This window comes from Pseudoalteromonas sp. S4492, assembly GCF_005886115.1.
GTDB classification, from domain to species: domain Bacteria; phylum Pseudomonadota; class Gammaproteobacteria; order Enterobacterales; family Alteromonadaceae; genus Pseudoalteromonas; species Pseudoalteromonas gelatinilytica.
The window spans coordinates 144,648-170,880 of record NZ_PNCP01000038.1 but is presented as its reverse complement, the minus strand read 5'-3'; the positions used below and the strand labels follow the sequence as shown (position 1 = coordinate 170,880).

Annotated in this window: 21 protein-coding genes; 10 read left to right on the top strand and 11 right to left on the bottom strand. The window is 42.5% G+C overall.

Translation table 11 applies throughout. The features are described from left to right. Positions 1-169: 169 nt before the first annotated feature. From CWC28_RS12685 to CWC28_RS12665, 5 genes are all read right to left on the bottom strand, one after another. Positions 170-565, bottom strand: a complete 396-nt coding sequence (locus tag CWC28_RS12685) for a DUF4019 domain-containing protein (RefSeq protein WP_063700843.1) — start codon at positions 563-565, stop codon at positions 170-172. Positions 566-739: 174 nt separating this feature from the next. After that, complete coding sequence (locus CWC28_RS12680) at positions 740-1,174, bottom strand: DUF4019 domain-containing protein (RefSeq protein ID WP_063700845.1); 435 nt, start codon at positions 1,172-1,174, stop codon at positions 740-742. Between the two features lie 517 nt (positions 1,175-1,691). Then, positions 1,692-2,189 carry a type IV pilus assembly protein FimV gene (locus tag CWC28_RS12675; protein WP_234003555.1) on the bottom strand — a complete coding sequence of 166 codons (498 nt, stop codon included), beginning with the start codon at positions 2,187-2,189 and terminating at the stop codon, positions 1,692-1,694. A 52-nt stretch (positions 2,190-2,241) separates the two neighbouring features. Further along, positions 2,242-5,661, bottom strand: coding sequence for a LamG-like jellyroll fold domain-containing protein (locus CWC28_RS12670; protein ID WP_138625238.1), 3,420 nt, complete (start codon positions 5,659-5,661; stop codon positions 2,242-2,244). 354 nt (positions 5,662-6,015) lie between these two features. Beyond that, positions 6,016-6,978 carry a glycoside hydrolase family 43 protein gene (locus CWC28_RS12665; RefSeq protein WP_054552276.1) on the bottom strand — a complete coding sequence of 321 codons (963 nt, stop codon included), beginning with the start codon at positions 6,976-6,978 and terminating at the stop codon, positions 6,016-6,018. A 599-nt stretch (positions 6,979-7,577) separates the two neighbouring features. Here CWC28_RS12665 and CWC28_RS12660 point away from each other — a divergent pair. The 4 genes from CWC28_RS12660 to CWC28_RS12645 all read left to right on the top strand — a co-directional run bounded on the left by CWC28_RS12660 (position 7,578) and on the right by CWC28_RS12645 (position 14,959). Then, positions 7,578-10,394, top strand: a complete 2,817-nt coding sequence (locus CWC28_RS12660; RefSeq protein ID WP_138625237.1) for a TonB-dependent receptor — start codon at positions 7,578-7,580, stop codon at positions 10,392-10,394. A 272-nt stretch (positions 10,395-10,666) separates the two neighbouring features. Continuing rightward, positions 10,667-12,004, top strand: coding sequence for an MFS transporter (locus CWC28_RS12655; RefSeq protein WP_063700855.1), 1,338 nt, complete (start codon positions 10,667-10,669; stop codon positions 12,002-12,004). Between the two features lie 74 nt (positions 12,005-12,078). After that, positions 12,079-14,523, top strand: a complete 2,445-nt coding sequence (locus CWC28_RS12650; RefSeq protein ID WP_138625236.1) for a glycoside hydrolase family 127 protein — start codon at positions 12,079-12,081, stop codon at positions 14,521-14,523. 10 nt (positions 14,524-14,533) lie between these two features. Further along, positions 14,534-14,959, top strand: a complete 426-nt coding sequence (locus CWC28_RS12645; RefSeq protein ID WP_063700859.1) for an FKBP-type peptidyl-prolyl cis-trans isomerase — start codon at positions 14,534-14,536, stop codon at positions 14,957-14,959. A gap of 82 nt (positions 14,960-15,041) precedes the next feature. Here the strand turns inward: CWC28_RS12645 and CWC28_RS12640 are convergent, their stop codons facing one another. Further along, the gene (locus tag CWC28_RS12640; RefSeq protein WP_249324970.1) at positions 15,042-16,016 is read right to left on the bottom strand and encodes an arabinan endo-1,5-alpha-L-arabinosidase; all 975 of its coding nucleotides are present in this window, start codon (positions 16,014-16,016) and stop codon (positions 15,042-15,044) included. A 133-nt stretch (positions 16,017-16,149) separates the two neighbouring features. Between CWC28_RS12640 and CWC28_RS12635 the strand changes: the two genes are divergently transcribed. Further along, complete coding sequence (locus CWC28_RS12635; protein WP_063700862.1) at positions 16,150-17,178, top strand: glycoside hydrolase family 43 protein; 1,029 nt, start codon at positions 16,150-16,152, stop codon at positions 17,176-17,178. 42 nt (positions 17,179-17,220) lie between these two features. Here the strand turns inward: CWC28_RS12635 and CWC28_RS12630 are convergent, their stop codons facing one another. Then, positions 17,221-18,849, bottom strand: coding sequence for a sodium:solute symporter (locus CWC28_RS12630; protein ID WP_105173866.1), 1,629 nt, complete (start codon positions 18,847-18,849; stop codon positions 17,221-17,223). 261 nt (positions 18,850-19,110) lie between these two features. Here CWC28_RS12630 and CWC28_RS12625 point away from each other — a divergent pair, with 261 nt between their 5' ends. From CWC28_RS12625 to CWC28_RS12610, 4 genes are all read left to right on the top strand, one after another. Continuing rightward, a complete protein-coding gene (locus CWC28_RS12625; RefSeq protein ID WP_063700866.1) occupies positions 19,111-19,833 on the top strand; it encodes a FadR/GntR family transcriptional regulator in 723 nt (240 codons plus the stop codon). 45 nt (positions 19,834-19,878) lie between these two features. Further along, positions 19,879-20,658 carry an SDR family NAD(P)-dependent oxidoreductase gene (locus tag CWC28_RS12620; RefSeq protein ID WP_105173867.1) on the top strand — a complete coding sequence of 260 codons (780 nt, stop codon included), beginning with the start codon at positions 19,879-19,881 and terminating at the stop codon, positions 20,656-20,658. Positions 20,659-20,786: 128 nt separating this feature from the next. Beyond that, the gene (locus CWC28_RS12615) at positions 20,787-21,494 is read left to right on the top strand and encodes a sulfite exporter TauE/SafE family protein (RefSeq protein WP_063700871.1); all 708 of its coding nucleotides are present in this window, start codon (positions 20,787-20,789) and stop codon (positions 21,492-21,494) included. A 27-nt stretch (positions 21,495-21,521) separates the two neighbouring features. Beyond that, entirely contained in the window at positions 21,522-22,406 is an 885-nt protein-coding gene (locus CWC28_RS12610) for an SMP-30/gluconolactonase/LRE family protein (RefSeq protein ID WP_233999109.1), read from the top strand. On the opposite strand, the gene CWC28_RS12605 is transcribed toward CWC28_RS12610, so the two are convergent. From CWC28_RS12605 to CWC28_RS12595, 3 genes are read right to left on the bottom strand one after another with little or no spacing between them, the layout of a single operon-like run. Further along, a complete protein-coding gene (locus CWC28_RS12605) occupies positions 22,401-23,288 on the bottom strand; it encodes a LysR family transcriptional regulator (protein ID WP_063700873.1) in 888 nt (295 codons plus the stop codon). The genes CWC28_RS12610 and CWC28_RS12605 overlap by 6 nt on opposite strands. Before the next feature lie 54 nt (positions 23,289-23,342). Then, on the bottom strand, positions 23,343-24,209 hold the full coding sequence (locus CWC28_RS12600) for a pirin family protein (RefSeq protein ID WP_063700876.1): 867 nt from the start codon (positions 24,207-24,209) through the stop codon (positions 23,343-23,345). A 59-nt stretch (positions 24,210-24,268) separates the two neighbouring features. Next, positions 24,269-24,694: a DoxX family protein gene (locus tag CWC28_RS12595; RefSeq protein WP_105173868.1), complete on the bottom strand. Its 426-nt coding sequence runs from the start codon at positions 24,692-24,694 to the stop codon at positions 24,269-24,271. A gap of 128 nt (positions 24,695-24,822) precedes the next feature. Here CWC28_RS12595 and CWC28_RS12590 point away from each other — a divergent pair, with 128 nt between their 5' ends. Then, on the top strand, positions 24,823-25,359 hold the full coding sequence (locus CWC28_RS12590) for a hypothetical protein (RefSeq protein ID WP_105173869.1): 537 nt from the start codon (positions 24,823-24,825) through the stop codon (positions 25,357-25,359). A 27-nt stretch (positions 25,360-25,386) separates the two neighbouring features. Here the strand turns inward: CWC28_RS12590 and CWC28_RS12585 are convergent, their stop codons facing one another. Then, positions 25,387-26,229 carry a DUF4198 domain-containing protein gene (locus CWC28_RS12585; protein WP_063700888.1) on the bottom strand — a complete coding sequence of 281 codons (843 nt, stop codon included), beginning with the start codon at positions 26,227-26,229 and terminating at the stop codon, positions 25,387-25,389. Between the last annotated feature and the right edge of the window lie 4 nt (positions 26,230-26,233).

Here is a 26,233-nt window from a genome sequence, read left to right as displayed (position 1 = left end):
CCATCACATAATCTTCACGACTAAAGCCGTTCTACAATGCACTCCTAGAACCTAGAACCTAGAGCCTAGAACCTAGAGCCTAGAACCTAGAGCCTAGAACCTAGAACCTAGAACCTAGAACCTAGAACCTAAAACCTAAAACCTAAAACCTAAAACCTAAATATAACCCCTAATTAATAAAATAACCGATAGGTTGCCATTGGCCACTACGTTTGCTGAGGCTAACTGTTTCAACAGCATGATCTTTATTCATAAATTGGCTTTGAAACTGAATGATTACGTATTCGCCATCAGGTGTTCCGGGCAAAGAGTCGTAATTCATCAGGCTTAAATTCTTACGTAAAACCACCTTGCCAAGCGGTACCCGAACTTGTTTTAACGCTTTACTCCAGTTGCTTTGTGGCATTGTTTGTTTAAATAATGAGTCTGCTTGCTGCCAACTTTGCTGATACTGACCGTTGTCGATTAACGCAAGCCAGCTTTTAGCGCGATGAATAACTTCGAGCTCCTCAGCATGTGCACAAAAGCAGCTTAAAAAAATGATTAGTAAGAGCGTTTTTCTCATAGCAATTCCATTTACTTGTTGTTTATTTAGTACGTCTTGAAGTGTTTTTATGTTACGACGACGAACAATAAATACTATTCATCAATTGTGCGGTTTATTTTCCCGCAGATACGTATTTTGACTGCCGATAACTCTTACAGCACAAAGCCTAAGGGCGCTTTGCGCTGCTCTATACTAATCGATCAGATAGCCTAATGGGTGCCAGCCATCGGCGGCTTTGCTAAGGCTGAGTGTTTCAACAACTGCCTCTTTATTCATAAACTCGGTTTGAAACTTGACTACTAAATACTCACCATTTGGCAGGCCGGGTAATGAGCTATACTCTGCTGTGCCAAAATAGGTGCGAGACATAACTCGGCCTAAAGGAACGCGTATTTGATCTAAGGCTGTTTGCCAGCGAGCTTTGGGCGTGTTGTTTTGAAAAACCTGATCAGCTTGCTGCCAGCTCTCGTGGTATTCTCCAGAATCAACCAAGGTTAACCATGCTCTTGCTGTTGAGATAGGGCTTGTTTCTTCAGCTGAGGTGAAAAAGCACACCAATAACGATGCCAGTAAAAACAGTTTTTGTAGCGTAAATCCATTTACAGAAAGTAATAAAATTTGACGCATAAGACGCCCTCACTTCGTTCATAGGGTGAATTCATAATACGAATGAGTTGGTTAATTTCTATACTAAAAAAGTGCTAGGAAAGGCTTTTTAGTGGGATTTAAGTGTTGTTTTTTATTTGAACGGTCTTTGTCATTGAGTTCGTAAAGTGGCTATGTAGGTTAGGTCGTTAATTTTATGCTGTTGATTTATTGAACAAAACAAGTTGTTTTAACAGCTACTAAATGTAACGACAATGACCCTAAATAACACCTATTTTTACTGCTAAGGAAGTTTCGTATTTGCGTGCTCGATATTTCAGAGCCCGCATACTCACTGGGTTTTGACCCTTTTTTGGGTTTTTTGAGAAAAGTTAGCGAGGGTAAAGTTGCAAGAGTAAAGTGAGCATGAGAGGGAGTTAGCGAGGGTAAAGTTGCAAGAGTAAAGTGAGCATGAAAGGGAGTTAGCGAGATGAAAGCGACAAGAGTAAAGCTTGAGACTTAAAGCTTATAGCTCAAAACTTACAGCTTAAAGCTTCTATCACACCAGCACGCTCATTAGCACTCCAGGGTCGCTAATACCTGCTTCTTTTAGCGCATCGCTAATTGATTGGCTAAGAGACATTATTTGCGTTTGGATTTCCATCACCATCTTGGTCTGTGTTTCAACTTGCACTTTTACAGCTTCATCTTCTTGGTTTTTGAGCGCTTGCAGTTTGGCTAATTGCTCTTTGGCGAGTTCGAGTTGTTCTTTGAGCTTTTCAAGTTGCTCAACCATTTTGCGAATATGCGCGGGGAGTTCGCTAGATACTTCTTCTTTTTGAGCGGGCTCTACTTCACGACCAGAGAGTTTATTCATCTCTTGGCTGCTAAGTTTGTAGCCTACTTTTGAGTGGGTATGACTGCTTGCTGTGCTTGCGTTTGAGATAGTTAGCGCACTTGCTAATGAGTTAATAGCCATAATAAGAGCGATGAAAGTGAATGATATGTATGTATCGGCAAAAGGTACTAAAGCTTTAGAAAAAAGCCGGGTTTTCACCCGGCTTTTCCAGACAACAAATAGTTGAGGTGAGGCAGCTCACCTCACTTTGTTACTCTTGTGCAGCAGCTGCATCAAAGAGTGCTTTTATTTCTTCAGCGCTAATCGCACCGTTGAAAATTTTCAGTTCATCGATAGCACCGTGGTATGGCGTATCCCAGTAGTTAACACCTAGAGCAAACTCATTTGTTTCACCAGGAACCGTGAATACACGTGGGAAGCCATCGGTTTCTAGCTGTAGTTCACCGTTAACGTACATCTTCAGCACATCACCGTTTGTACCATCAACAGTGAAAGCAACATGTGTCCACTCTTTTGCAGGAATACGGCTATCTAGTTCTGCATTATCGAAGAAGGCACCGTTATTTGCCCATAAACGCGTTAGCGCTGAGCCTGCCATCGATGGTACATAACTTAACCATGCGTTTGCACTTGCACCGGCAAAGAACGTTGTTGTGTAATCTGTGAAGCTTTCTGGTTTAAGCCACATAGATACAGAGTAGTCATTAGTCGTGATTAGGTTATCCGGTAAACGAACACCTGAACCTTCTAGGAATACTGCTTGACCAATTACACCGTCAACATAGCTTACGCTACCGCCAGTATTATTGATGAAACCACCCGTTGATTTACCCGCCGCGTATGCGCCGTTTAATGCAGTTAGGTCACCTTCAAAGCTGTATTCAGCAGGTGCAAGTGATTTTAAGGTTACATCGAATGACTTAGTATCAGTAAAGTCTTTGTACTTAATGGTTGCAGTTAATGTTACAACTTGGTCGCCAGCAGACGCACTTGGTTGTGTCACAACAGCCGTGCCGTTAACTGGTTTTAAGTACTCTTCGTTGTTTGACGTCCAGCTAATACCAGATACAAATGGACCTACTCGTGGTAATTCAAAGCTATCACGTACTGCAGAAACATCACCTAAATCAAGCGCATCTGTAATGAAGTCTTCGAATTTAGTCGGATCTGTCAGGTTATTGATAGCCGCACCATTGATATCTAAGCCGTTTAGCGCATAGTCATAGACGATAAATTCATCAATTTGACCTTGGAAAGGTAAGTCCCAACCGTAGTTCACACCCAGCGCAAAGTTACCTGCTTGTGTGCTAAAGAAATCAGGACGTGGCATCGTACCTGAGCGTACACCATCACGATAAAGTGTCGCTGTGCCATTAGCATAAGTGATGGCAATATGATTCCAATCCATTACCGCTGGTGAGTCAGAGATGATTTGGTTCCACATATCTGTGCCATCATCAGCTAAGTAACGACTCCAAAGCATTGGTGTTGTTGTAAAGTGGGTACTACCTGGGATCAAGCTCATCCAACGTGCATCAGAGGTTGCCGCGAAGAATGTAGGCGTGAAGTTAGTCAGTACAGTTGGCTTAAACCAGTATGAAATAGTGTACTCATCGCCAGTAACAAGATCATCAGGTAAACGAACACCCGTTGCACCATCAAAGTTAAATGCTTTACCTGTTTGACCTTCAGCGTAGGCTGCTGTACCAGCACCCACATTTAGCATGCTGTTGTCTGTTACACCCGCATCATCAAGGTTTCCTAAGCCATCACTGAGTGAATCTTCAAATGCATAGTGTGCAATCGCATTTTTAAACTCAGGGCGCGCTTCAATATTTACATTGAATGTTTTGGTTGTGCTTTCACCGTTTAATGAGATATTAGCCGTTAACGTAACTGCTTTATCACCGCGATCTGGCGTTGGAATAAATACCGAACCTTCACTGGTGATGTAGTACTCATCACTACTTTCCCAGTTAATTGCAGCACCGTCTTTACCTTTTGTTGGTAATGAGTAGCCTTCGTCTGCAATTGATAATTCAGTTTTAATATCTAGCGCTTCTTGAACAGTACCTAGTACGTTAGCTGTATCTGTGATTTCATCACGTTTACTTGCCCAAATGGTTGCACCTTCGCTTGATGTTGCAGATACAGTGACAGCCATCGCTTTAGTTGCATCATCCCATTGCCATTTAGCCACACCAAAGTACGTACCAGAATCTAACTCAAGCTTAATATTTGAGTCATCAATCATGTACCAGATACCTGGATCATCACCGGTTACTGAGTGATCTTCGTTTAAAGCAATATGCATTGAACGAATAGCATCTGTATTTACATCGTTACCATGGTTGATAAATTTGTAATAACCATAAAGTTCATCTGCCACAACCATGTTGTCGCCTTCAAGCGGCACATAGCGCTGCGGTGAAGCCATAGGCCAACCTAATGAGTTAATGAACATTTCATGTACGCGAACTTGGTGCGCTTCTGAAATGGTTGGGAACTCAGTCGATGTTTGCGGAAAACGCGTATGCGTTACTAAAATATGGCGACCTGTCGCTTCATCGTAGTAAGCAGAGTTATGACCTGGTGATTGGTAGCCCCATGCTGGTGCTGTTTCGCCAAGCTCTTGTGTATACTCAAAGCCGCCCATTAGTTTTTCACCAACTTCTAAGCCGCCTAATGTTGAAATATCGTTACCTGCGTTATCTAGGTAAGGACCATCTGGTGTTTTAGAACGAGCAACACGAATGTTGTAACCATCATTTAGCGCAAAACCAGCTACTGAGTAGAATAAGTAGTAGTATTCACTTTCTGGGCTGTACATAACAAATGCACCTTCCATTGCACGGAAGTCGCCGCCTACTAGCTTTTTACCATAGCCTTGACCAGCTTCAGGCATACCCGTTTCTTCGTCCATTGCTAGTACGAAAATACCGCCAGAGTATGAACCGTAAACCATCCAAAGTTTGCCGTCAGCATCATAGAATGCCGCTGGATCGATTACGTTAGGATCAACGGCACCATTCCATGTCGTTTGGCCGTTATCAAGTGGGTAAGCTGTAAATTCAGCTTCTGAGCGATAACCACTGCGTAAGAAAATACCTTTGTTTTTATATGGGCCTTCAATATTGTCAGCTTCAGCTAAACCAAGGTAAGAGCGGTTCCAACACACTTCATCAACCACATCTGCGGTATCTGGGTTATCTTGTGCACAGTGGTTATAGTAAAACCAAAATTTGCCATTTGGCGCTTTGATTACATCGGCCGCCCAGTTTCCTGTAAAACCATCTGTCCATTCAATACCTTCGGCAATTTCACCTGTGTAGTTGTAATCGAATAATGGGCTTTCATTAACGGCTGCGTTAGCTGAAAGGCTCGAAATCATTTCCCAGTTCAAGAGATCAGTTGATTTAGCGGCAGCAAGGTGTGAACCAAAAATATAATAAGTGTCGTCAACTTTAACGACAGAAGGATCGTGCACGCTTACATTGGTAACCATTACGCTACCAGATTCAGTGTATTCAACACTGCTGCTTACTGTCGGTTTTGCACTTTGCGGGTCGGCAACCGCTGGTGCTGTGCCAAGCTTAGTACCATCTTCTTTGCCACAACCTGTAACAGCCAAAGAGCAGGCTATGACCATGGCTAATTTATTTAATTTCATTTTATGTGTCCTCTTGAAACTGGGATTCATTTTTTTATTCGATTGTTGTCAATAAAATTGCCGCGTGCCTATATCAAACTAATAAGAACGTAGTATTGTAATTTTATAGTACGATTTAAAATGTGCAAATACTTTTGCAAAGGTAATTGATATGTAAACATGAAGTATCAGTGTTTACAATATGTACAGCGTGATTTTAATTTTTTCAAGTTGCCATTTTTGGCGCTTTTTTCGCTGTTTTTGCGCTATTAGGGAAGTTTTTTGCTTATCGGAAAGTGAGGATTTTCCGTTAAATTTGTTTATTTGTATTACATTTGAGCATTAAAAAGGGCTCTTAAAGAGCCCTTTTTGATATTACTTGTCTTGTTTACTTAGACCTTCAGTGGTCATGATAATACGTTTAAGTGTGCCATCTTCGTTGTAGTAAAGTGGCTCAATCGCCACTGAACGACGAAAACGCCCGCCACTTGGTTTGCCATCAATCGGTGGTACAGCACCAGTATGGTAAATAAAGTAGTCTTTACCTTTGTATTCGATGATTGATTGGTGGTTGGTTTCGCTGTTACCTGCGATCTCATTCAAGATACCTTTATATTCCCACGGTCCGTGAATACTTTTACTCATGGCATAACAGATCTTCTCAGGGAACTCACATGCGTACGAAACATAGTAGTTGTCGTTTTTCTTATGAACCCATAACGCTTCGGTAAAGTTAGGCAAGTCTAGCGTTTTAATTTCACCATCAAGAGACAGTAAGTCGTCGCTTAGCTTTACGTATTTTGGCATTAAGTTACCAAAGAACATGTAAGTATCGCCGTTTTCTTCAGTAAAAATTGCAGGGTCGATGTCGTCCCAATCATTTGGCGTGTGCTTGGTCATATCATCGGTAACCAATGCATGGCCAATCGCGTCTTTAAATGGACCTGTTGGTGATTTAGACGTCGCAACACCAATTGCAAAACCTGGTTTTGTGTCGTTGTGACGAACGGTTGTAAAGAAATAGAAAGTGCCATCACGCTCAATCATGTGTGAAGCCCATGCTTCGCCTTTAGCCCATTTAAAGTCGGTTGCTTTCATGATTGGGCCGTGTTTTTTCCAGTTCACCATGTCTGTTGATGAAAAGACTAACCAGTCGTGCATTTCAAAAAACACATCATTATTAGGTGCTTCATCATGACCTGTATAAAGGTATACGGTGTCATTGTGAACAAGTGCTGCTGGGTCTGCAGTAAATACATCGGTGAATAATGGGTTTTGTGCAACGGCTAAGCTGCTCGAAAAAAGCAATGGCAGCGCTAACGCTTTTAATTTCTTCATGAGTGTCCTCTGTGACTAATAATTGTTGTTCGAACTGCAGCTTTTGTATTTAGAGCTCGCTCTAAATGACCAGATAATACACAGTGTATGCCTGATTATACTGAGTAACTGATTGTTTACATCGAAACAAACCAGTAAAAGTGCAGCAAAAAATAACTCTATATTGTATTATTGTATTTTTATCATAGTAGCATCAAAATACGCCGGGTAAATAACTTGTTAGCCCTTTTTTGTCGCTCTGGATGAACTAAAGACAAATTAAACAAGCAAACAAACAAACGCTAAGTGACTGATAATAATGGGGCTACATAAATTCCCAAAATAAAAACGCAGCCCTTTTTGAGTTTGTAACGTGTTATAATTACAACGTTTTTTGTAAACATAATGGCACTAATTTTAATTTGGCTTTTTGAGTTGACTGTTAAATAATCATACAATATGATTAAAGTTCAGGCAGCAATGTATTAACATAATAAAATGTAGATTCACTCGCGCACCGTTTTGACAACACACGATGCACAATGCAGTGGTCACTCTTCGGTAACTGAATGGGGAAAGTTCAGCGGACCGATAAAACTATAATTTGGAGAACACCGCTTATGTTTAAAAGAACACACATAGCCAGTGCTGTAGTTATGGCATTTACCTGTCAATTTGCTTTTGCACAGGAGGAAGCACCAAAAACTCCTGAGAATAACGTCGATGAGATGGAGGTTATTCAAGTATCAGGTATTCGCGGCAGTTTAAACAAAGCGCTAGATGAAAAACGTGCAAGCGTTCAAATCGTGGATGCAATTGTTGCTGAAGATATTGGTAAATTCCCTGATAACAACGTAGTTGAAGCACTACAACGTGTGACAGGTGTACAAACAACAGGCCGTGGTGCTGGTGAAGTAAGTGCGGTTTCAATCCGTGGTCTTACTGATGTTAATACCACAGTTAATGGCCGAGCTATCTTTACAGGTGCGGGTCGTGATGTGGCGCTGCAAGACATTCCTGCAAGTTTACTTTCAGGCGTAACAGTTTATAAAACCCGTTCGGCGGATCAAATCGAACGTGGTATCGCAGGTGCGATTGATATTAAAACCCACCGTCCTTTCAACTTCGAAGGTGAAAAAGTTGTTTTAGCGGCACGTGCGATTTACTCAGATCAACCAGATGAAGTTGATCCAAATATCAGTGCGTTACTTTCTAACCGTTGGGAAATCGACGGTGCTGGTGAGTTTGGTGCACTTTTCAATATTTCTTATGCTGAAACACATTACCGCGATGACACCATTACAGCGGGTGCAGCGTTCCCATTTTTTACTGATAAACCACAGTACAACTACTCACCGTACTCACGTGTACCAAATGAATTTTGGACTCAAGGTACTGAGTTAGGTCTACCGACTGCGGCAGGTTCTACTTTAGACGTAAATGGTGAGCCAACTGAATACCTACTTGCACGCGATGCTATTTTTGGTACTTCATTCACTGGTCTTCGTAAGCGTCCAGCTGCGTCTGTCTCTTTACAGTGGGCACCTAATGAAACACTCGAAATCACAGCTGAAGGTTTCTACACAGGTTACGAAAACGAATCGCAAAACGCGATGTGGTTCTCAAATACGTTTGAAAACGGTAACGGCTTCATTGAAACACCAACGGTGTTTGATGGCACTAACGTTATTAAGGAAAAGCAAGCGATTGGCGCTGGCGGCTTCCAAAGTGGTGACTACTCATACGGTAAAACAGATAGCTACTTATATGCATTAGGTGCAGAGTGGCAAGCAAGCGATTACCTAACCATTAATACAGAAGTTGTTTACCAAGACAGTGAGTACGAAACAGATTTCTTCGCAATGCGATTTGACCGCACTGCATATGGTTTAGATGTAGACTTTAACGATAAAGACGGCGTACCAGGTATCGCGTTTTGGGATAACCCAAATACAGCGGTAAACGAAGCAGATATGGCTGCTATCGAAAACTGGAATGCAGGTACAATTTATGACAATGGCGGCGGTAACGCAGGTGACGCATTAACTTTCACGTTTGATGCTGAATACCTAATTGGCGGCGCTATCTTCGATAAAGTGAAGTTCGGTGGTCGTTACGAAAAACGTACTGCGCAAGAATACACACGTGGTCAAGATGCAGGTATTGCTAACACCTCTGTAGCAAGCTTAATTGAACAACTAGCAGCGGCGGGTGCATCTGGCGATGGTACTGGCATTGTGTTCCAAGTTGATGACTATTTCGATGGCCGTGCTGATGTATTCAACAGCTTTGTAACTGCAGACGGTGGTTACATGCTAGATAATGGCGATGCTGTTCGCAGCGTATACGGCATTGAAGCTGAAGACGTTTACAAAACATTTGATATCGAAGAAAACTCATACGCGCTATATGCAACAACTAACTTCTTCTTAACGGAAGATATCAGCGGTGAGTTTGGTTTACGTTATGTAAGCTACGAGCAAGAGATGGACTTTGTTGCCGAGTCTGGCGGCATGAACTCAAATGTATTTGAAGAAAGCTCAGCAAGTGCAGATAGCAGCGCATTACTTCCAAGCTTTGTGCTTAACTGGAATATCACTGATGATGTAGTGGGTCGTGTCGCGTACACAGAAACATTACGTATGCCTAATTTTGCTGACTTAAATGCACTGCAATACTGGTATGATCCATTAACAGAAGGTGCTACCTACGGTACAGGTAATGGTGGTAACCCAGATCTTAAACCAACAGAATCAAAGAACTACGACGTATCACTTGAATGGTATTTCGCAGATACAAGCTCACTTTACGCAGCTTACTTTAAGCGTGAAATTGAAGGCTTAGTTGTTGCGGGTCGTAAGCAAGTTGTGCGCGAAGGTGATGATGGCGTAACACGTCCATATGTATTAAGTGCACCTGTGAATGCTTCAAACGGTGAACTATCTGGTTTAGAAGTTGGTTTAGTTTACTTCCCAGAAAACTTACCAGAGTACTTAAACGGTTTTGGTGTGCAAGCAAGCTACACGATGCTTGATTCATCACAAGATACACCTGAATTCGATGAGACGGGTGAGATCTCTGGTTATGTTGATTCACAAATGGCCGGTGTTTCTGATGAATCATACAGTATCGTAGGTATCTACGAGCGTGATTCATTCGACATGCGTTTATCTTATGTATGGCGTTCTGAGTTCTACACAGGTAACGAAGCGGCAATCTTTGCTAACCCGATTCAATTCTGGAGTCGTCCTGAGCAAAGCTTAGATTTCCAATTTAGCTACAATGTGAATGATGATTTAGTGGTTACTTTTGATGCAACGAACATCCTAGATGACGTATATCAAAACTACTATGGTGAAGGTAACGACAACCTGTTTAACTTTGGTAACGGTATCTACTCACGCACATTCGCACTTGGTGCACGTTATTCTTTCTAAATTTCTTGAATAGACCCAAAAACCCCGGCTTTGCTGGGGTTTTTTATTGCTGGCGCGATACTTTGCCATCGGTCGAAAAGAGTTGCGATTTAATAGGTATGATAATACTATTAATTAGATTAGCATTAAATTTACAAAAATAACGAACGCAATGGCCAAGCTGTGTAATATCTAGGGCTGTAAATTTATTTGATACGCAGTGTTGAAGGCTTTTCGACATTGCTTGAAATAGTGAGCGGCGGCTCATTATTGACCAATTAGGGTGTTGTTGTATGGAATCTCAAAAGTTATCCGTTGTAGAAAAGGTCGGCTTTGGTGCCGGTGACATGGCAGTGAATGTCATGGTTGCAGCGTTATTCTATTTTATGTCTTTCTTTTACACCGATATCTACGGACTTGATCCGGTTGATATGGGTGTGTTGTTCTTAGTGGCGCGTTTTGTTGATGCCTTTACCGACCCTTTAATGGGGGTGATCACCGATAAAGTGAAAACCCGTTGGGGTCAGTTCCGTCACTGGTTCTTATTTTTATCTGTACCGTATGGTTTGTCGGTCGTTCTGCTCTTTACCACGCCAGATTTCGACTACAACATGAAGTTAGCTTGGGCTTATGCGACTTACCTATTCGCGACCTTGATGTTTACTGGTGTTGCTATTCCTTATATTTCTTATATCGGCGTATTAACTGCCGATCCTAAAGAGCGTTTGTCAGCTAATGGCTACCGTATGTTCTTCGCTAAAATTGCCAATGTGGTGATTGTATTCTCGGTGCCGTTATTAGCATCTTACTGGGGTGGCGATAGTTTATCTTACGGTTATAAACTGGCGATGGCGCTGGTATCAGCCTGTGCCGTTGCGTTGTTCTTATTTTGCTTCTTAACGACTCGAGAGCGTATTACTCACGAGCCGCAAAAAGAAAGTGTTATTACGCAATTAAAAGTGCTTATTAAAAACGACCAATGGTTACTACTTTGTGCAGCATGTGTACTTGGTACGCTTGGCTATGCGATTCGTGGCAGTGTTGCTATGTATTACGCAACCTATTATTTAGGTGTGCCAGATTTAGCGGGGGCCTTTACCAGTGCGGGTATTGCAGCATCTATTGTCTCTATGGTGGCAAGTACGTGGATCACCCAGCGTTACTGTAAAATGAAGCTATTCCGTCAATCACAAATCGCCGTGCTATTCATCTCATTGCTAATGTACTTTGTGGTGCAACCGGGTGATGTAATGATGGCGTTTGTGCTTTATATCATCTTGTCATTTGTGGTTGATTTACATGCACCAGTATTCTGGTCTGCCATTGCTGAAGCCGTAGATTACGGTGAAATTAAAGACGGCGTTCGTGCCTCGGGTCTATCGTTTGGTGGTATTTCATTCTGCCAAAAAGCCGGGGGCGGTTTAGCTGGCTTAGCAGGTGGTTTATTACTGGCATTTTTTGAGTACAAGCCTAACGTTGAGCAAACCGAATTTACCCTAATGGGCTTAGCACTGATGCTAACTATCATTCCTGGTGTATTCCACGCCTTGCTAGGTCTGATCTTGAAAAAATACAAAATTACCGATGAATACTATACGGATATGGTTATTCATAAACGCCTACCAAAATAATCACTCTTTACGCACACACTAAACAGTGTGTGCGCTTTGCTCTTTAAAATAACAATTCGCTGGGAGACAACAGTATGAACACATTCAAAGTTAGCTATTTGGCAAGCGTTTGCGCTGCAATATTAACTGTGACCGGTTGCAGTGAGCTGCCAACAGACAGTAAACAAGCCGCTTCAGTGGAGCATGCTGAACATACCAGCGAACAACATTTATTTGCCCTAAACCAAGTAAGTTTAAGCGCCAGCCCGTTTTTACATGCACAGCAAACGAATGTGCGTTATTTATTAGCTCTTCATCCTGATCAGCTGCTTGCTCCTTACCTGCGTGAAGCTGGCCTTGAACCAAAAGCGCCTAATTATGGCAACTGGGAAAGCACTGGCCTTGATGGCCATATTGGTGGTCATTATCTTTCTGCCTTGAGTCTTGCGTGGGCAGCCACGGGTGACGAAGAATTAAAGCAGCGTTTAGATTATATGCTGAGTGAGCTGGATCGCGCTCAACAAGCCACAGGTGGTTACTTAGGCGGTATCCCAAATGGCGATGAAATGTGGCAGCAGATTGAAAAGGGTGAAATCAAAGCCGATTTATTCAGCTTAAACGACCGCTGGGTGCCGCTTTATAACATAGATAAAATCTTCCATGGCCTGCGTGATGCGTACGACGTTGCTGGCAGTGATAAAGCTAAACAAATGCTATTTAAGCTAGGCGAATGGTTTTTAGCGACCACTGCCAAGCTAACTGATGAACAAGTTCAACAAATGCTGTATTCAGAGCATGGTGGCTTAAATGATGTGTTTGCTGACATGTACTTTATTAGTGATGATGAGCGCTACTTAAAACTAGCCCGCCAGTTCTCTCATAACATCATCATTGAACCCTTATTACATAAAGAAGATAAGTTAACGGGCCTGCATGCCAATACGCAAATTCCAAAAATTATTGGTATGTTAAAGGTAGCAAATGCCAGCGATGATAAAGCATGGCAGCAAGGTGCTGACTTTTTCTGGAAAACAGTCAGCCAAGAGCGCTCAGTATCAATTGGCGGTAACTCAGTACGTGAGCATTTTCATGATAAAAGTGACTTCACGCCTATGGTTGAAGATGTTGAAGGCCCAGAAACCTGCAACACTTACAATATGATGAAACTGAGTAAGTTATTGTTTTTAAAAACCGGCGATACGCGCTATTTAGACTATTATGAGCGCGCCACATATAACCATATTTTATCGTCACAACACCCAGAGCATGGTGGTCTTGTGTACTTTACCTCAATGCGTCCTGGTCATTACCGTATGTATTCGTCAGTGCAAGATTCAATGTGGTGTTGTGTTGGCTCAGGTATTGAAAATCACAGCAAATATGGTGAGCTGATTTATAGCAATACAGGTCAAGAGCTATGGGTAAACTTGTTTATTCCAAGCACGTTAAACTGGCAACAGCAGGGCTTACAGATCACGCAAGAAAGCCAATTCCCAGATGATAACAAGGTCTCACTGACCGTAAATCGTTTGTCTGAGGGGCAAAGTGCTGAGTCGGTAATTCATATTCGTAAACCGTCTTGGCAACAAGGCGAGCTGAGCTTTACTCTAAATGGACAAGCTGTAAACGCAACCGAAAAAGACGGTTACTACAGCATCAGCCATGCATGGCAAAGCGGAGATAAGCTTGCCTTTGAACTTAGTCCTAAGCTTTATACTGAGCAGCTACCTGATGGCCAGCATTATTACTCTGTGATGTACGGACCTGTTGTAATGGCCACTAAAGTACAAGCATTTGCAAATGAAAAGCTTAACTTTGTTGCTGATAATAGCCGCATGGGCCACATTGCCGCAGGGCCGACCTGTCCGCCAGAAGCTCTGCCAATAATGCTGAGTGAGCCAGAAAAATTTATTGCCGATCTCACTCGTAAACCGGGCCAAGAGCTTGCATTTATCGCCGATAAAAATGTGGCGATTGCCAAGCAAGGTATCGATAACACCAAAAGCACAGAGCTAATTCCGTTCTTCCGCTTACACGATAGTCGCTATCAAGTGTATTGGCCGCAGCAAAGTGAAGCTGAGTTCACGCAATTTGTTGCCGATGCAAAAGCGGCTGAGCAAGCGAAAGAGCAGCTTCGTTTATTAACCGTGGATCAAATTACGCCGGGTGAGCAACAACCAGAAGTTGAGCATGGCTTTAAAGGTGAAGGAACCCGTGCGGGTGTTAATAATGGTCATCATTGGCGCGATGCGACAGGTTGGTTTGAGTATCAGCTTAGCAACCCAGAACAAAAAGCGGTTGCTTTGCGTGTTCGCTATTTTATTGGCGATGTGAACCGTCACTTCTCAATTAATTTAAATGGTGAGCAATTAGCTGCAGTTAGTTTGCCTGTAGGTAAACCAACGGATGAGTTCTACACCATTGATTACCCATTAACAGAAGCAATGAAAAAGTCGACAACGCTGACCTTACGTTTTGCTGCCGACAAAGATTCTGTTGCCGGTGGTATCTATGGTATTCGTTTAATCAACGCACAATAAAGAGTTGGCTATGTTAAGCAACAATGTATTTGCGACGACTAAAGAGCATGTTTTACCGTCGCTTTTAGATAACAGCGCTGAGCAACACAGTTTTTACCAAACGCCGACAGGGCTTGGTTATAGAGTGATTGAGCAAGGTCAGGGGGATAAACCTAGTTGGGATGCCACAGTGACTGTACATCAACGGGTTACCCTTAAAAATGGTCGGGTGTTGTTCGACACTCGCAAGCAAGGCGCTGCTGTAGAGTACGAAATTGCAGAGGCGATAGTGGGCTTGCAAGAAGCATTGCAATTAATGAATAAAGGCAGTCGCTTTGAGGTGCTAATACCTGCGCATTTGGCACGCGATGTGTACAGCGTATTTATTGAAGAAAAGCATCAACAAGGCTGCCAAAGCCCCATGCTCGTTGATATTACCTTGGTTGATTTTCGTTAATAATACCAACTTGCTATCTCAAAATAGATCACTTAAGTAAATAAAAAACCTGCAATTTTGCAGGTTTTTTTGGTTTGGATGATTACTTCTTAAGCTTGGTTTTGAGCTTAGTTAGGTCGGCGGGGTTAACAACCGGCCAATCGTTTTTCCAACTCATAGGTAAAATACGTAGCTTTTGCACGCCGTTATCGGCTGTTTCGTAGGCGTGTAATACTAAATAGTCTTTGCCATCAAAGGTGTATGCAGCATTATGGCCAAGGGCTGCCCAATCTTTGTTACCTTCAATAACTAAACTACCACCGCCATCAAGCATAGAGCGACCTTGCTGATCTAAGTATGGGCCTTCGATGTTTTTACTGCGGCCTACGCGCACGTTGTAAGTACTCTCAACGCCACGGCAGCATTTATCAAACGAAACAAACAAGTAGTAATAGCCGTTCTTTTTAAAGATATAAGGTGCTTCAATCGGGCCATGTTCCGTATTTGGACGACTCGCAATGTGATGCCATTTTTCAGGTTTTGCTAAGCGCACCATGTCATCATCAAGTTGTACTAGTTTAAGACCACCCCAGAACGAACCAAAGCTCATCCACGGTGTACCATTGTCATCTTCGATAATGGCTGGGTCGATAGCGTTCCAATCGTCACGCTCAGGCACAGATTCAACCACAATGCCGTAATCAATCCACTTGTAATCAGGTGATGATGGGTCAAGGGTTTCGTTAACCGTTACACCAATTGCTGAGGTATTTTTGCCAAATGCTGAGACTGAGTAATAAAGGTAAAACTTACCATTTTTCTCGTACACATCGGGTGCCCATAAGTGGCCATCAAAACTTGGTGAAATACGCTTTGCCCAACTTGGCTCATCTTTAAAAACGCGCCCGGTAAGTTTCCAGTTGGTTAAATCTTTCGATTCATAATAGGTAATGCCCGGGCCTGTGCTAAAGACATAGTACGTGTCGCCTTCTTTGGTCATTACCGGATCGTGTACTTCAACTTGTTTTGCAGATACGGCTGCGGCAGAAAAAAGTAGCCCTGTTGAAAGCCACTTCATTGCGTGTGTCACCTTACTTACGGGTCTCATGCTTGAATACCTTTTGTTGTTTTAACTCTTGTGTTCATTCAGCTACTATATAATATGTAATACAATATTAACAATAAAATCGAGACGAATTACAGGACACATTATGCTCAAAAAATTATCTCGGCTAACGCTTCTTAGTGCGTTAAGCGCCTCGTCATTGTCAGCCCTCGCTGATGCTAATAGTAGCAAGACTCTTGCACCTATTGATAATCCCATCGTACTTAAGCGTGCTGATCCTTGGTTAGTTCGTGATGAAAAAAGTGGCTGTTACACGTTCATTGGTAGTTCGCCGAAATTTGATGAAATTGAGCTGCGCCAAGCTTGTCGCTTAAACGATTTAAAATTAGCTGAGCCAAAGGTTATTTGGCAAAAGCGAGATAAAGGCCCAATGAGTGTCAATATTTGGGCTCCAGAGCTGCATCAGATTGATGGCAGTTGGTATATCTACTTTGCCGCAGGTGATATCGAAAAACCGTTCAGTATTCGTATGTATGCGCTTAAAAACGACAGTGCTGATCCGATGCAAGGTGAGTGGCAAGAAATGGGTCAAGTAACTAGCCACCTTGATAGTTTTTCGCTTGATGCCACAAGTTTTACGCATAAGGGTAAGCGTTACATGATTTGGGCGCAGCAGAACCAGCCTGCAACTTATAACTCAGCTTTATGGTTAGCTGAAATGGACTCACCAACATCAATTAAAGAACCCATTATCGCGATTACTGAGCCAACTCTTGATTGGGAAGTGCAAGGTTATAAGGTCAACGAAGGTGCTGCTGTTATCACTCATGGCGATAAAATATTTGTCACTTATTCAGCCAGCGCTACCGATCATCGATATGCAATGGGCTTACTATGGGCAGATGTGAATGCTGATTTACTTAATCCTGCTAGCTGGCATAAAAAGGCAGAGCCGGTGTTTACTACCAATGCTGAGTTGGGTCGTTTTGGACCTGGACACAACAGTTTTGTGAAAGCTGAAGATGGGGTAACCGATTTAATGATTTATCACAGTCGTGATTATAAAGAGCTGAAAGGAACACCACTGACAGATCCAAATCGCCATGCGCGAGCACGCATTATTACGTGGGATAAAAACGGCTTTCCAGTGTTCTCACCTGAACGAGCAGACTAAAAAAGGGCGCCAATTGGCGCCCTACAACTTGGGAACGAACGATTACCAGAAGCGGTAGTAAATAAAGGCAGTAATACCAATAATACCCGCAGTATGAATGTAGTCCCACTTATCTAAGCCGGCAGCCACTTCTTTCATGGTTGCTTTATCTAGACTTGAGAAAGTAAGACCTTTCAATTGTTCTTCGTCTGCTTGTTTGGTGAAAATACTCACCACAATCATAATGGCGACCACGATGACAAATAGCAGAATACAGTAATACAACCAGTTCATCGTGGTGATCCACGCAAATGATGAACCTGTTAAATCATCTTTAAATGGCAGCAAGACTAAGCGGATCATACCCAGTACAAAACCAGATACTAAGCCCACAAAACCCGCTGTTGGAGTGATGCGTTTACTACATAAACCGAGTAAGAATACCGCAGCAATACCCGGTGCAATAAGAGACTGAACACTTTGCAGATATTCATAAAGCACATCGGCAATTAAGCTCATGACGGGTATCCACAAAAGACCTAATACAACAATAACGATAGTGGCAATTCGACCTACTTTCAGAAGGTGCTTCTCAGATGATTCAGGTTTGAATTTCTTATAAAAATCAATGGTGAATAAGGTTGCTGATGAGTTAAATAATGATGCTAAAGAACTCATTAGTGCTGCAACTAAACCACCGATTACAATCCCCTTAACACCTGCTGGCAATAGCTCCGCAACTAACGTTGGGAAGGCTTGGTCAGCACTTTCATAGCTAATAATACCTTTAGCATTTAATGCATAGGCAATCATACCCGGCACTAAGAAGATAAATACAGGAAGTAATTTTAAGTAACCAGCAAACATGGTACCGCGACGGGCTTCTTTAATACCCTTTGCAGATAGAACACGTTGTACGATGTATTGGTCTGTACACCAATACCAAAAACCAATAATGAATGAGCCAAAAATAATGCCTGGCCATGGGAATTCAGCATCTGAAGCACTACGAATAAGGTGCATATTGGCCGCATTAATACGCTCAACTTCTTCCCAGCCACCTACTTTATCTAAACCAACAACTAATATGACTAAGGAGCCAATAATGAGCACCGGAGTTTGCAACACGGAGGTCCACATAATGGCTTTCATACCACCAAGTACCGTATAAATACCGGTGATCACCACAAGGCCAATCGCTGAAATCCAGAAGAAGTCGATACCCCAAATGCTCTCAATACCCAAGATTGTTTTAAATGCGATACCGCCGGCATAAACCGTTACCGCAACCTTGGTTAATACATAACTAATCAATGAGATAACAGACAAGAAGGTACGTGATTTAGAGTTAAAGCGGCGCTCTAGGAACTCTGGCATGGTGTAGACTTTACTACTCCAATAGAAAGGCACGAAAATCCAACCGAGTAGTAGAATGATCCACGATTGCATTTCCCAGTGAGCCAGTGCCATACCCGATTGTGCACCTGAACCTGAAAGGCCCACCAAATGTTCCGAGCCAATGTTTGATGCGAAAATAGAGGCACCAATCACTAACCAACTTGCATTACGACCCGCTAAAAAGTAATCAGCGGTGTCTTCTTCTTTTTGTCGCATAGACATCACGACAACGCCTAGTAACAGGACAAAAAATCCTGCTAGCACTGCCCAGTCTAAGGTACTTAGTTCGACCATCGTGTGTTCCACCTAATTTTGAAAGAGAATTTTGCTTTTTTAGTTGTTGAATAAAAATATTATATTATAAATAAGGTAAGTGAAAGAGATTTGTTAAAATAAGGTGACAGTCTGTAGGTAAAGTGGTGACTGTATTGTTTGAAATATAGACACTTGTATTAGGCTGTTTTTTGCTTGTTGTTGATTTTAATCAATTATTTCCAGGATGACGGAATAGCTTTATAGATGTATCATATTACTCAGATCTTTTGAGGAACACACATGGCGCGTTTAGAAAATTTAAACCTATCACAACAAGTTACCAATGAGCTTGGTAAAGCAATTATTGTTGGTGATTATAACACTGAAACGGGGCTACCAACCGAAGCACAACTTTGTGAAGTGTATGGTATTAGCCGCACAGCTGTTCGTGAAGCAGTGAAAATGCTTGCTGCAAAAGGACTGATTTCTTCTCGTCCACGACAAGGTATTCGTGTTGAGTCGGCGGATAACTGGAATTTATACGATACAAGCGTATTAAAATGGTTGTTAGAAAGCAGCCCATCGCTTTACGTACTTAAAGAATTCTTACAAGTGCGCTTGGCGATTGAGCCGCAAGCAGCAGCACTTGCAGCAAGAAAAGGCGACCAAGCAGCCATTGCAGAAATTAAAATGGCACTCGATAAAATGCAAGCGGCAGCAGAAGAGCCAGAAGGCGTAATGCATGAGCCAGACCTTGCCTTCCACACGGCAATTTTACATGCCAGTGGTAACCGTTTTTTCTATCAATTACGTGATTTTATTCGCACCGCATTACACGTAAGTATTCAACATACTACACCTGCTAAGGGTAATAAAAAGGCGATCGCTGAAGAGCACTTTAAAGTGTATAACGCGATTGCGAGCGGCGATCCTGAACGTGCTAAAAACATGATGACGTACATGATTGATGAAGCAATGGCGTTTATTGAAAAAGAAATCGCTGATAAAGAAGCGGCTCAATAAGTATCGCTTCTTGACGTTGTAATTACTTTAAAACAAAAGGTTATCATGCCAAATTCAAACGAGCTAAAAACAGTTTACCCAAGCCTTGCTGGTAAGAGTGTGTTTATTACTGGCGGTGCATCGGGAATTGGTGAAGTAATGGTAACGCGGTTCTGCGAGCAGGGCGCGAAAGTCACCTTTGTTGATATTGCAACCGAGCAAAGCGATGCGTTATGCGCAAAATTAGCGGGTAAATATGAGTTTGACCCACAATTTATCCATTGTGATATTCGTGATGTTGAAGCCTTAAAAGCGGCCATAGAGCAAACGCGTCAGCAACAGGGTGACATTGGTGTGTTAATTAATAATGCAGCCGATGACACTCGCCATGCCGCTGAAAATATGGATGTGAAATATTGGGAAGACAAGTTTGCAGTTAACTTGCGCCCGTGTTTTTTCTCATCGCAAGCTGTGGTTGAACACATGCAGCGTTTAGGCGGTGGTAGCATTATCAATATGGGGTCGGTAAGCTGGCGTATTAAGCAAACAGGCATGCCAGCCTACACAACAGCGAAAGCGGGGATTGAAGGTTTAACCCGTTCATTAGCTGCTTCATATGGTAAAGACAATATTCGTGTAAATTCACTGGTTCCGGGGTGGGTGATGACAGAGCGCCAAATTACTCATTGGCTAACCCCAGAAATGATTGAAGATGTGCGTTTAAGTCAGTGTATTAACGAAACAATTCAACCTGACCATGTGGTAAACGCGGCATTGTTTTTGGCCGCAGATGATAGCTGCATGATGACTGCACAATCACTGATCGTGGATGCCGGTTGGACATAATTTTGCGAAACGATTGCAAAATGACTAACTTGCGATAAAATTTTTTACATAATTCAAATGATACTATAATAATAAAATATGGGTTATATCATCAACAGATCCCATACTTAGGAAGGTGGTAAGAAAGTTTGACCGACTTTGTACTTGTTTATTTAATTCTGATTATTGGCGCTTGCCTGCAAAGTGTTATTGGCTTTGGTTTAGGTATGTTATGCGTGCCTGTACTTTACTGGCTAATGCCAGAGCTGGTGCCTGGGCCAATGATTTTGAATGCGCTGTTTTTAACGTCGGTGTTAATGATTAAACACCGTGGCGCGATAGACATGAAACAGACTGGCATTTCCATTATTGGTGGGGCCGTAGGGGTTATCCTTGCCGCTATGGTAATGTGGTATGTCAATGCTAAGCAGTATCAACTCTTGCTAGGTGTGAGTATTTTGGTAGTGGTGGCATTATCCATCATAGGTATGAAACCGAAAATCTCCACCATTACTAGCTTACTCGCGTCAATGTCGTCGGGTTTTTTAGGCACCACTACTTCTGCTGGTGGCGCGCCAATGGGGCTACTCTATCAAGCTGAAAATAAAGACAAAATTAAAGCAAACCTGAGTGCCTTTTTTGTATTTATAAACCTGTTTGGCATTATTGTATTGATGCTGACAGGCTCTGCCGATATGGCTGATGTGAAGTTGTTCTTTTTCTGCTTACCCGCAATTTTAATTGGCTGGGGCTTGTCGTTTGTGATCAACAATAACCTCAACGAAAAGGCCATTCGCGGCATCATCTTACTGGTTGCTGGTTTATCTGGCCTAGCACTTATTTTCATACACAGATAGAATGAGGATAGTTCAGCTGTTTGTGTAATGAAGCCTATGCTCGATGACACCATTAAAGTAATCATTTCTAGTCAATGCCAATTAGGTGAAGGTGCCTATTTTGCAAAGGCGCATAACTGTTTATTTTGGGTCGATATTTTAGGGCAGCGTTTGTTTCGTTTGCATTGCCAATCAATGCGCGTTAGCCAGTTTACCATGCCAGAACCAATTTGTTGGGTGATGGAAACCGAGCAAGCAGAGTTAGTCGCAGGTTTTGCCAAAGGCGTTTATAAGCTAAATAGCGAAGACTTTAGTCGCGAACTACTTTATGCAATTGATCACGAACCCTCACAAAACCGCTTAAACGATGGCAAAACGTCTCGCCAAGGCTTTGGCTTTTTCGGCTCAATGGACTCTCAAGAGCAAACCAATAGTGGCAAGTTATACCGTTTTGGTCATGGTCAGGCTCCAACAGCAGTTGATCATGACTACACGATTAGCAATGGCCCCGCGGTAAGTAAAAATGGCCAGTTTCTATATTCTACAGACTCAGATAAACAAACAATCTACCGCTTTACTCTGAATGAACATGGCGAGCTTGCTGATAAGCACGAGTTTATTCGCTTTACTGATAATATGGGTTTTCCTGATGGCATGACCGTTGATAGCGAAGATCATCTTTGGGTTGCTGCATGGAATGGTTATGGCGTGTATCGTTTTGCTCCAAACGGTGAGCAGGTGCAGTTTATTCGCTTACCCGCTCCACGTGTTACGAGTGTCGCATTTGTTGGTGAAGAGCTCACGCATCTGGCAGTGACAACTGCGGCAGTAGGGCTAGAAGACTCAGTACTCGCTGATTACCCGCACAGTGGTGGCGTGTTTATTCTTGAGCCGGGCGTTAAAGGTATTGCTGAAACGCCCTTGAAGCTATAGGTTTTCCATCACTTGATAACGCAACTCGCCAAGAAATGCGCGTGCTGCCGGGCCCAGTTTGTCACCGTCTTTAAAGAGCAAATGTAATTTAGCGCTGCGACTGCTGTTATGGGTTAAATTAAGAGCTTTCATTTGCCCAGTCGCAAGTTGTTTTTCTATCGCGACTTTTGGTAACCAGGCAAAGCCCAGTCCATTACTGATCATATCAATCGACGTGCGCATATGAGTGACGGTCCAGCGCTGATCGGCACCTAACCAGCCACCATCTTGTTTGTGCTTATTCGCTGAATCGCGAACCACAATTTGGCGATGTGATTTTAAATCTTCGAGGGTAATTTCACGCTCTATCGCATGCAAAGGGTGATCTGGGTGTGCTACAGCAATAAACTCGATATCACATAACTCTTCGTGAAAGTTTGCCGCAATTGGAAAGCCGGTAATGGCAATATCAACCTGATCGTTTTCAAGCAGTTCATTGCCCCCCATCAGTACAGACTCATGCAACTCAATACGCAGTTGCGGGTATTGCGATGACGTGTCGTTAAGTACTTTATAAAGCAATTGTTGTGGGAAAATAGCATCAACGGCAATGCGTAACTTACTTTCGATACCTTCACCCAAGGTTTGCCCAATGGCCTCAACCTTAGCGGCTTCATCGAGTAAGTAATTGGCGCGGCGTAGCATCATTTCGCCGGCTTCAGTGAGCACGGTTTTGCGGCCTTGAATGCTGAATAATTTTACATTGAGTGCAGATTCAATTTTACCAACCGCATTATGAATACTCGATTGGCTTTTATGAATGCCTTGTGAGGCCTGGTTAAAGCCTCCAAATTCAACAACAGCACGAAACATGCGCCACTGTTCTAGCGTAATTCTTAGCATGATGTTCCTTTGCTTACTTAACTGCCTAATAGTACCTGTAAATGCTGAAAAAGTTTACTTTTTAGCAGTGGGCAACTCAATATACTCAAGCTCATCACCAGGAATGCTTGCAAAGCGCTGTGCTTGCCAATCTTGTTTTGCTTGCTCGATGCGCTCTTTGCTGTAAGCGACAAAATTCCAGTGTAAATACGGGACTTTATTAAATTTACTGCCACCAAGTAAAATAAAGCGGCTGTGCACCAGTGTCGTTATTTCGTGTTCGCTGTCATCAAGTAGCACAAAGTCGCCTTGGGTATAGCGAGTATCACCCACACTAATTTCACCATAAATAACATACACGGCGGTTTCATGATGAGGATGCGGTTTAGTAATATGGCTACCTTGCTCGGCTACCGTATCTACATAAAACATCGGTGAGTAGTTTTTCACCGGGGAGCTTAAACCATAGGCATCACCGACAATGAGTCGCATCAGCACGCCCTTTTCGATTTTCTCAGGCAGCTGATGTTTTTTGATATGCTCAAAGCGTGGTGCTATTTCGGTCATGCTCTCAGGTAAAGCAACCCAGCATTGCAGGCCATTAATGTCGTGCTCGCTCGCCCGTACTTCAAGGCTTTCTCTTTCTGAGTGCACTATCCCGCGACCTGCGGTCATCCAGTTTACATCACCGGGCTCTATTTGCAGGCTATTACCTAGTGAATCGCGATGGTAAATACTGCCAGTAAATAAATAAGTGAGCGTTGACAGGCCAATATGAGGGTGGGGCCTCACATTTATGCCTTCACCGCGAGGAAAGTGATTCGGCCCCATGTGGTCAAAAAAGATAAATGGGCCAACCATTTTTTTGTCAAAATGCGGCAAGATGCGTTTTACATCGAGCCCACCAATATCGTGGCTGGTTGCTGTTAATAACGTTGCCATATTTGCGCCCCTTAAAAACAAATTCAGCCAACAACCTAGGTTATTGGCTGGGATAAATGTTATGCCTGACTACGTTTTAACACTAGTTGATCTAGGCTGATTTTGCCTGCACCGACACTGGCCAATGCTAAAAAGCCGCCTGCCATTGCAATGTTTTTGTAGAACATTAAAAACTGCATTTGATCATCAAGTTGAAAGTGGAATAACAAAGCACTCACTAGGCTGAAACCAGCAAAGGCGACAGCGGTTAGTTGTGTTAAAAAGCCCAGTAAAATAAATAATCCGCCAACAATTTCAAAGGCAATCACAAACGGCAGTAAGAACTCTGGTAAACCGACACTGCTCATGTATTGAGCAGTTGCATCAAAGAATTCTATTTTGCTAAAGCCGGTTAGTAAAAAGATGGCCGATAAACCAATACGTGCCAATAAAGTGCTAATATTTTGTAAGTGTGGTTGAGCTGAGATTAAAGTAAAAAGTTTCATAGTAGGTATCCTGTTTAGTTAAGCAGTGTGTCTGCGATGGAGTAACTATAAATTCACTTTAAAAGAATTAAAAATTGTAAAATTAGCGTTTATCATTCTTTAAAAAAGAATTTAAAAGGAGGTTGAATATGAAGCTGTTGTTATTAATAGGGTTTTGTTTTTCGGTGGTTACGAGTAGCTTGGTGTTTGCCGAACAAAATTTACCAAATAGTCGTCATTATGCGTTGTTAGCATCAGATATTGCGGTGCAGCAAAGCTGGCAAGTTAAAGACACAATTAAAGGTTATGAGATGCTGGAATATCAAATTAACCTTAATAAAGGCGCTATCTTATCGGTTGATTTTACACCTTCAAACTCTAGCAACTACTTTAATATTTTACCGAAAGGCAACCCAACCGCTTTGTTTGTTGGCCCAGCAAAAGGTGATCATGCTGAGCTTACAATTCCTGATAATGGCGATTATGTGATTCGGGTATTTTTGATGCGCAATGCCGCGCGCCGTGAGGAGCAAAGTGAATTTACTGCCGATATCAGCGTCGTAAAAAGTACATTAAAAGGCATGCACCCAAGCTGGGATGTCGATGGTGATGGGATTAATGATTGCGAGAAAGACGGTAGCTGCGATCATACGGTTGACTACAGCCTTCCTCGAAAGTCGAATTAGGCCTTTATTGAGGCCTAATCAGCTGTATTATTCAGGCGCTACTTCAAGCGTTGTGAATAATGAGTAGCGTACGTTATCGATATCGGCTTCTGTTGGTTTTTGATCAACAGATGCTTCAATTAGATACATATCGGCGTGAGCGAAAGTCACCGTAAAGAAGCCTTTTTTGTCGGTTGTTACTTTCACTTCGTCGCGTTCATTACGGTAGCGAGCACTACCACGAACAATAGCAAGCTCAACGTCAGCGGCTGGTTTGCCATCCATTAATAATTGGAACTTAGCTTCTTCACCAGCAAATAGATCGTTCGGGTGAGTAGGGCCAGAAATTTCTAGGCCTTGACCAAGTAATGTTGGCTTAGAAGTGCCATTACGGCTGACAAAAGTATCAACTGTTGCGATTGATTTTACAGTACGTACCTCAGTTGCACCTGCTGGTAGGTCTGCTTCTTTTTTACCTGCGAACACACGACCGCGATTGCCGTCTTTATCTTTATAGAAAGTCATTAGCATTGGCTTTTGCTGCATAGCAATATGGTAAGTACCGTCTTGCGTTAAACTTACTGCCGCAGAATTTTTGCGTTTTAAGTAGTATGCACGAATTGTTTCTTCAACCGGTTTACCATCTGGAGCAAGAGCAATTAATAGGTTGTCGTCATACTCAGCGCCTTTTTCTTTCGGGCGGTATGCTTTATCTGGGCTAAACAACTCATTTGAAATACTGGCATCGATCATCACATAGTGAGTTTTCTCACCTGATAAAGAAGTGTGAGATGGCATTAACCAACGAGCATGTGCTTGTGCATAGCCAGATGCAAGCGCGGTGAAGGTCACAGCGCCGATCAGCGCTGTTTTTAATAATTTTAATTTCATTGTT

Coding starts and splice junctions, on each gene's coding strand:
- CWC28_RS12625 (WP_063700866.1), top strand. CDS start 19,111: ATGGCGCGTTTAGAAAATTTAAACCTATCACAACAAGTTACCAATGAG.
- CWC28_RS12655 (WP_063700855.1), top strand. CDS start 10,667: ATGGAATCTCAAAAGTTATCCGTTGTAGAAAAGGTCGGCTTTGGTGCC.
- CWC28_RS12670 (WP_138625238.1), bottom strand. CDS start 5,661: ATGAAATTAAATAAATTAGCCATGGTCATAGCCTGCTCTTTGGCTGTT.
- CWC28_RS12660 (WP_138625237.1), top strand. CDS start 7,578: ATGTTTAAAAGAACACACATAGCCAGTGCTGTAGTTATGGCATTTACC.
- CWC28_RS12610 (WP_233999109.1), top strand. CDS start 21,522: ATGAAGCCTATGCTCGATGACACCATTAAAGTAATCATTTCTAGTCAA.
- CWC28_RS12650 (WP_138625236.1), top strand. CDS start 12,079: ATGAACACATTCAAAGTTAGCTATTTGGCAAGCGTTTGCGCTGCAATA.
- CWC28_RS12605 (WP_063700873.1), bottom strand. CDS start 23,288: ATGCTAAGAATTACGCTAGAACAGTGGCGCATGTTTCGTGCTGTTGTT.
- CWC28_RS12665 (WP_054552276.1), bottom strand. CDS start 6,978: ATGAAGAAATTAAAAGCGTTAGCGCTGCCATTGCTTTTTTCGAGCAGC.
- CWC28_RS12635 (WP_063700862.1), top strand. CDS start 16,150: ATGCTCAAAAAATTATCTCGGCTAACGCTTCTTAGTGCGTTAAGCGCC.
- CWC28_RS12600 (WP_063700876.1), bottom strand. CDS start 24,209: ATGGCAACGTTATTAACAGCAACCAGCCACGATATTGGTGGGCTCGAT.
- CWC28_RS12645 (WP_063700859.1), top strand. CDS start 14,534: ATGTTAAGCAACAATGTATTTGCGACGACTAAAGAGCATGTTTTACCG.
- CWC28_RS12640 (WP_249324970.1), bottom strand. CDS start 16,016: ATGAAGTGGCTTTCAACAGGGCTACTTTTTTCTGCCGCAGCCGTATCT.
- CWC28_RS12585 (WP_063700888.1), bottom strand. CDS start 26,229: ATGAAATTAAAATTATTAAAAACAGCGCTGATCGGCGCTGTGACCTTC.
- CWC28_RS12685 (WP_063700843.1), bottom strand. CDS start 565: ATGAGAAAAACGCTCTTACTAATCATTTTTTTAAGCTGCTTTTGTGCA.
- CWC28_RS12590 (WP_105173869.1), top strand. CDS start 24,823: ATGAAGCTGTTGTTATTAATAGGGTTTTGTTTTTCGGTGGTTACGAGT.
- CWC28_RS12620 (WP_105173867.1), top strand. CDS start 19,879: ATGCCAAATTCAAACGAGCTAAAAACAGTTTACCCAAGCCTTGCTGGT.
- CWC28_RS12680 (WP_063700845.1), bottom strand. CDS start 1,174: ATGCGTCAAATTTTATTACTTTCTGTAAATGGATTTACGCTACAAAAA.
- CWC28_RS12630 (WP_105173866.1), bottom strand. CDS start 18,849: ATGGTCGAACTAAGTACCTTAGACTGGGCAGTGCTAGCAGGATTTTTT.
- CWC28_RS12595 (WP_105173868.1), bottom strand. CDS start 24,694: ATGAAACTTTTTACTTTAATCTCAGCTCAACCACACTTACAAAATATT.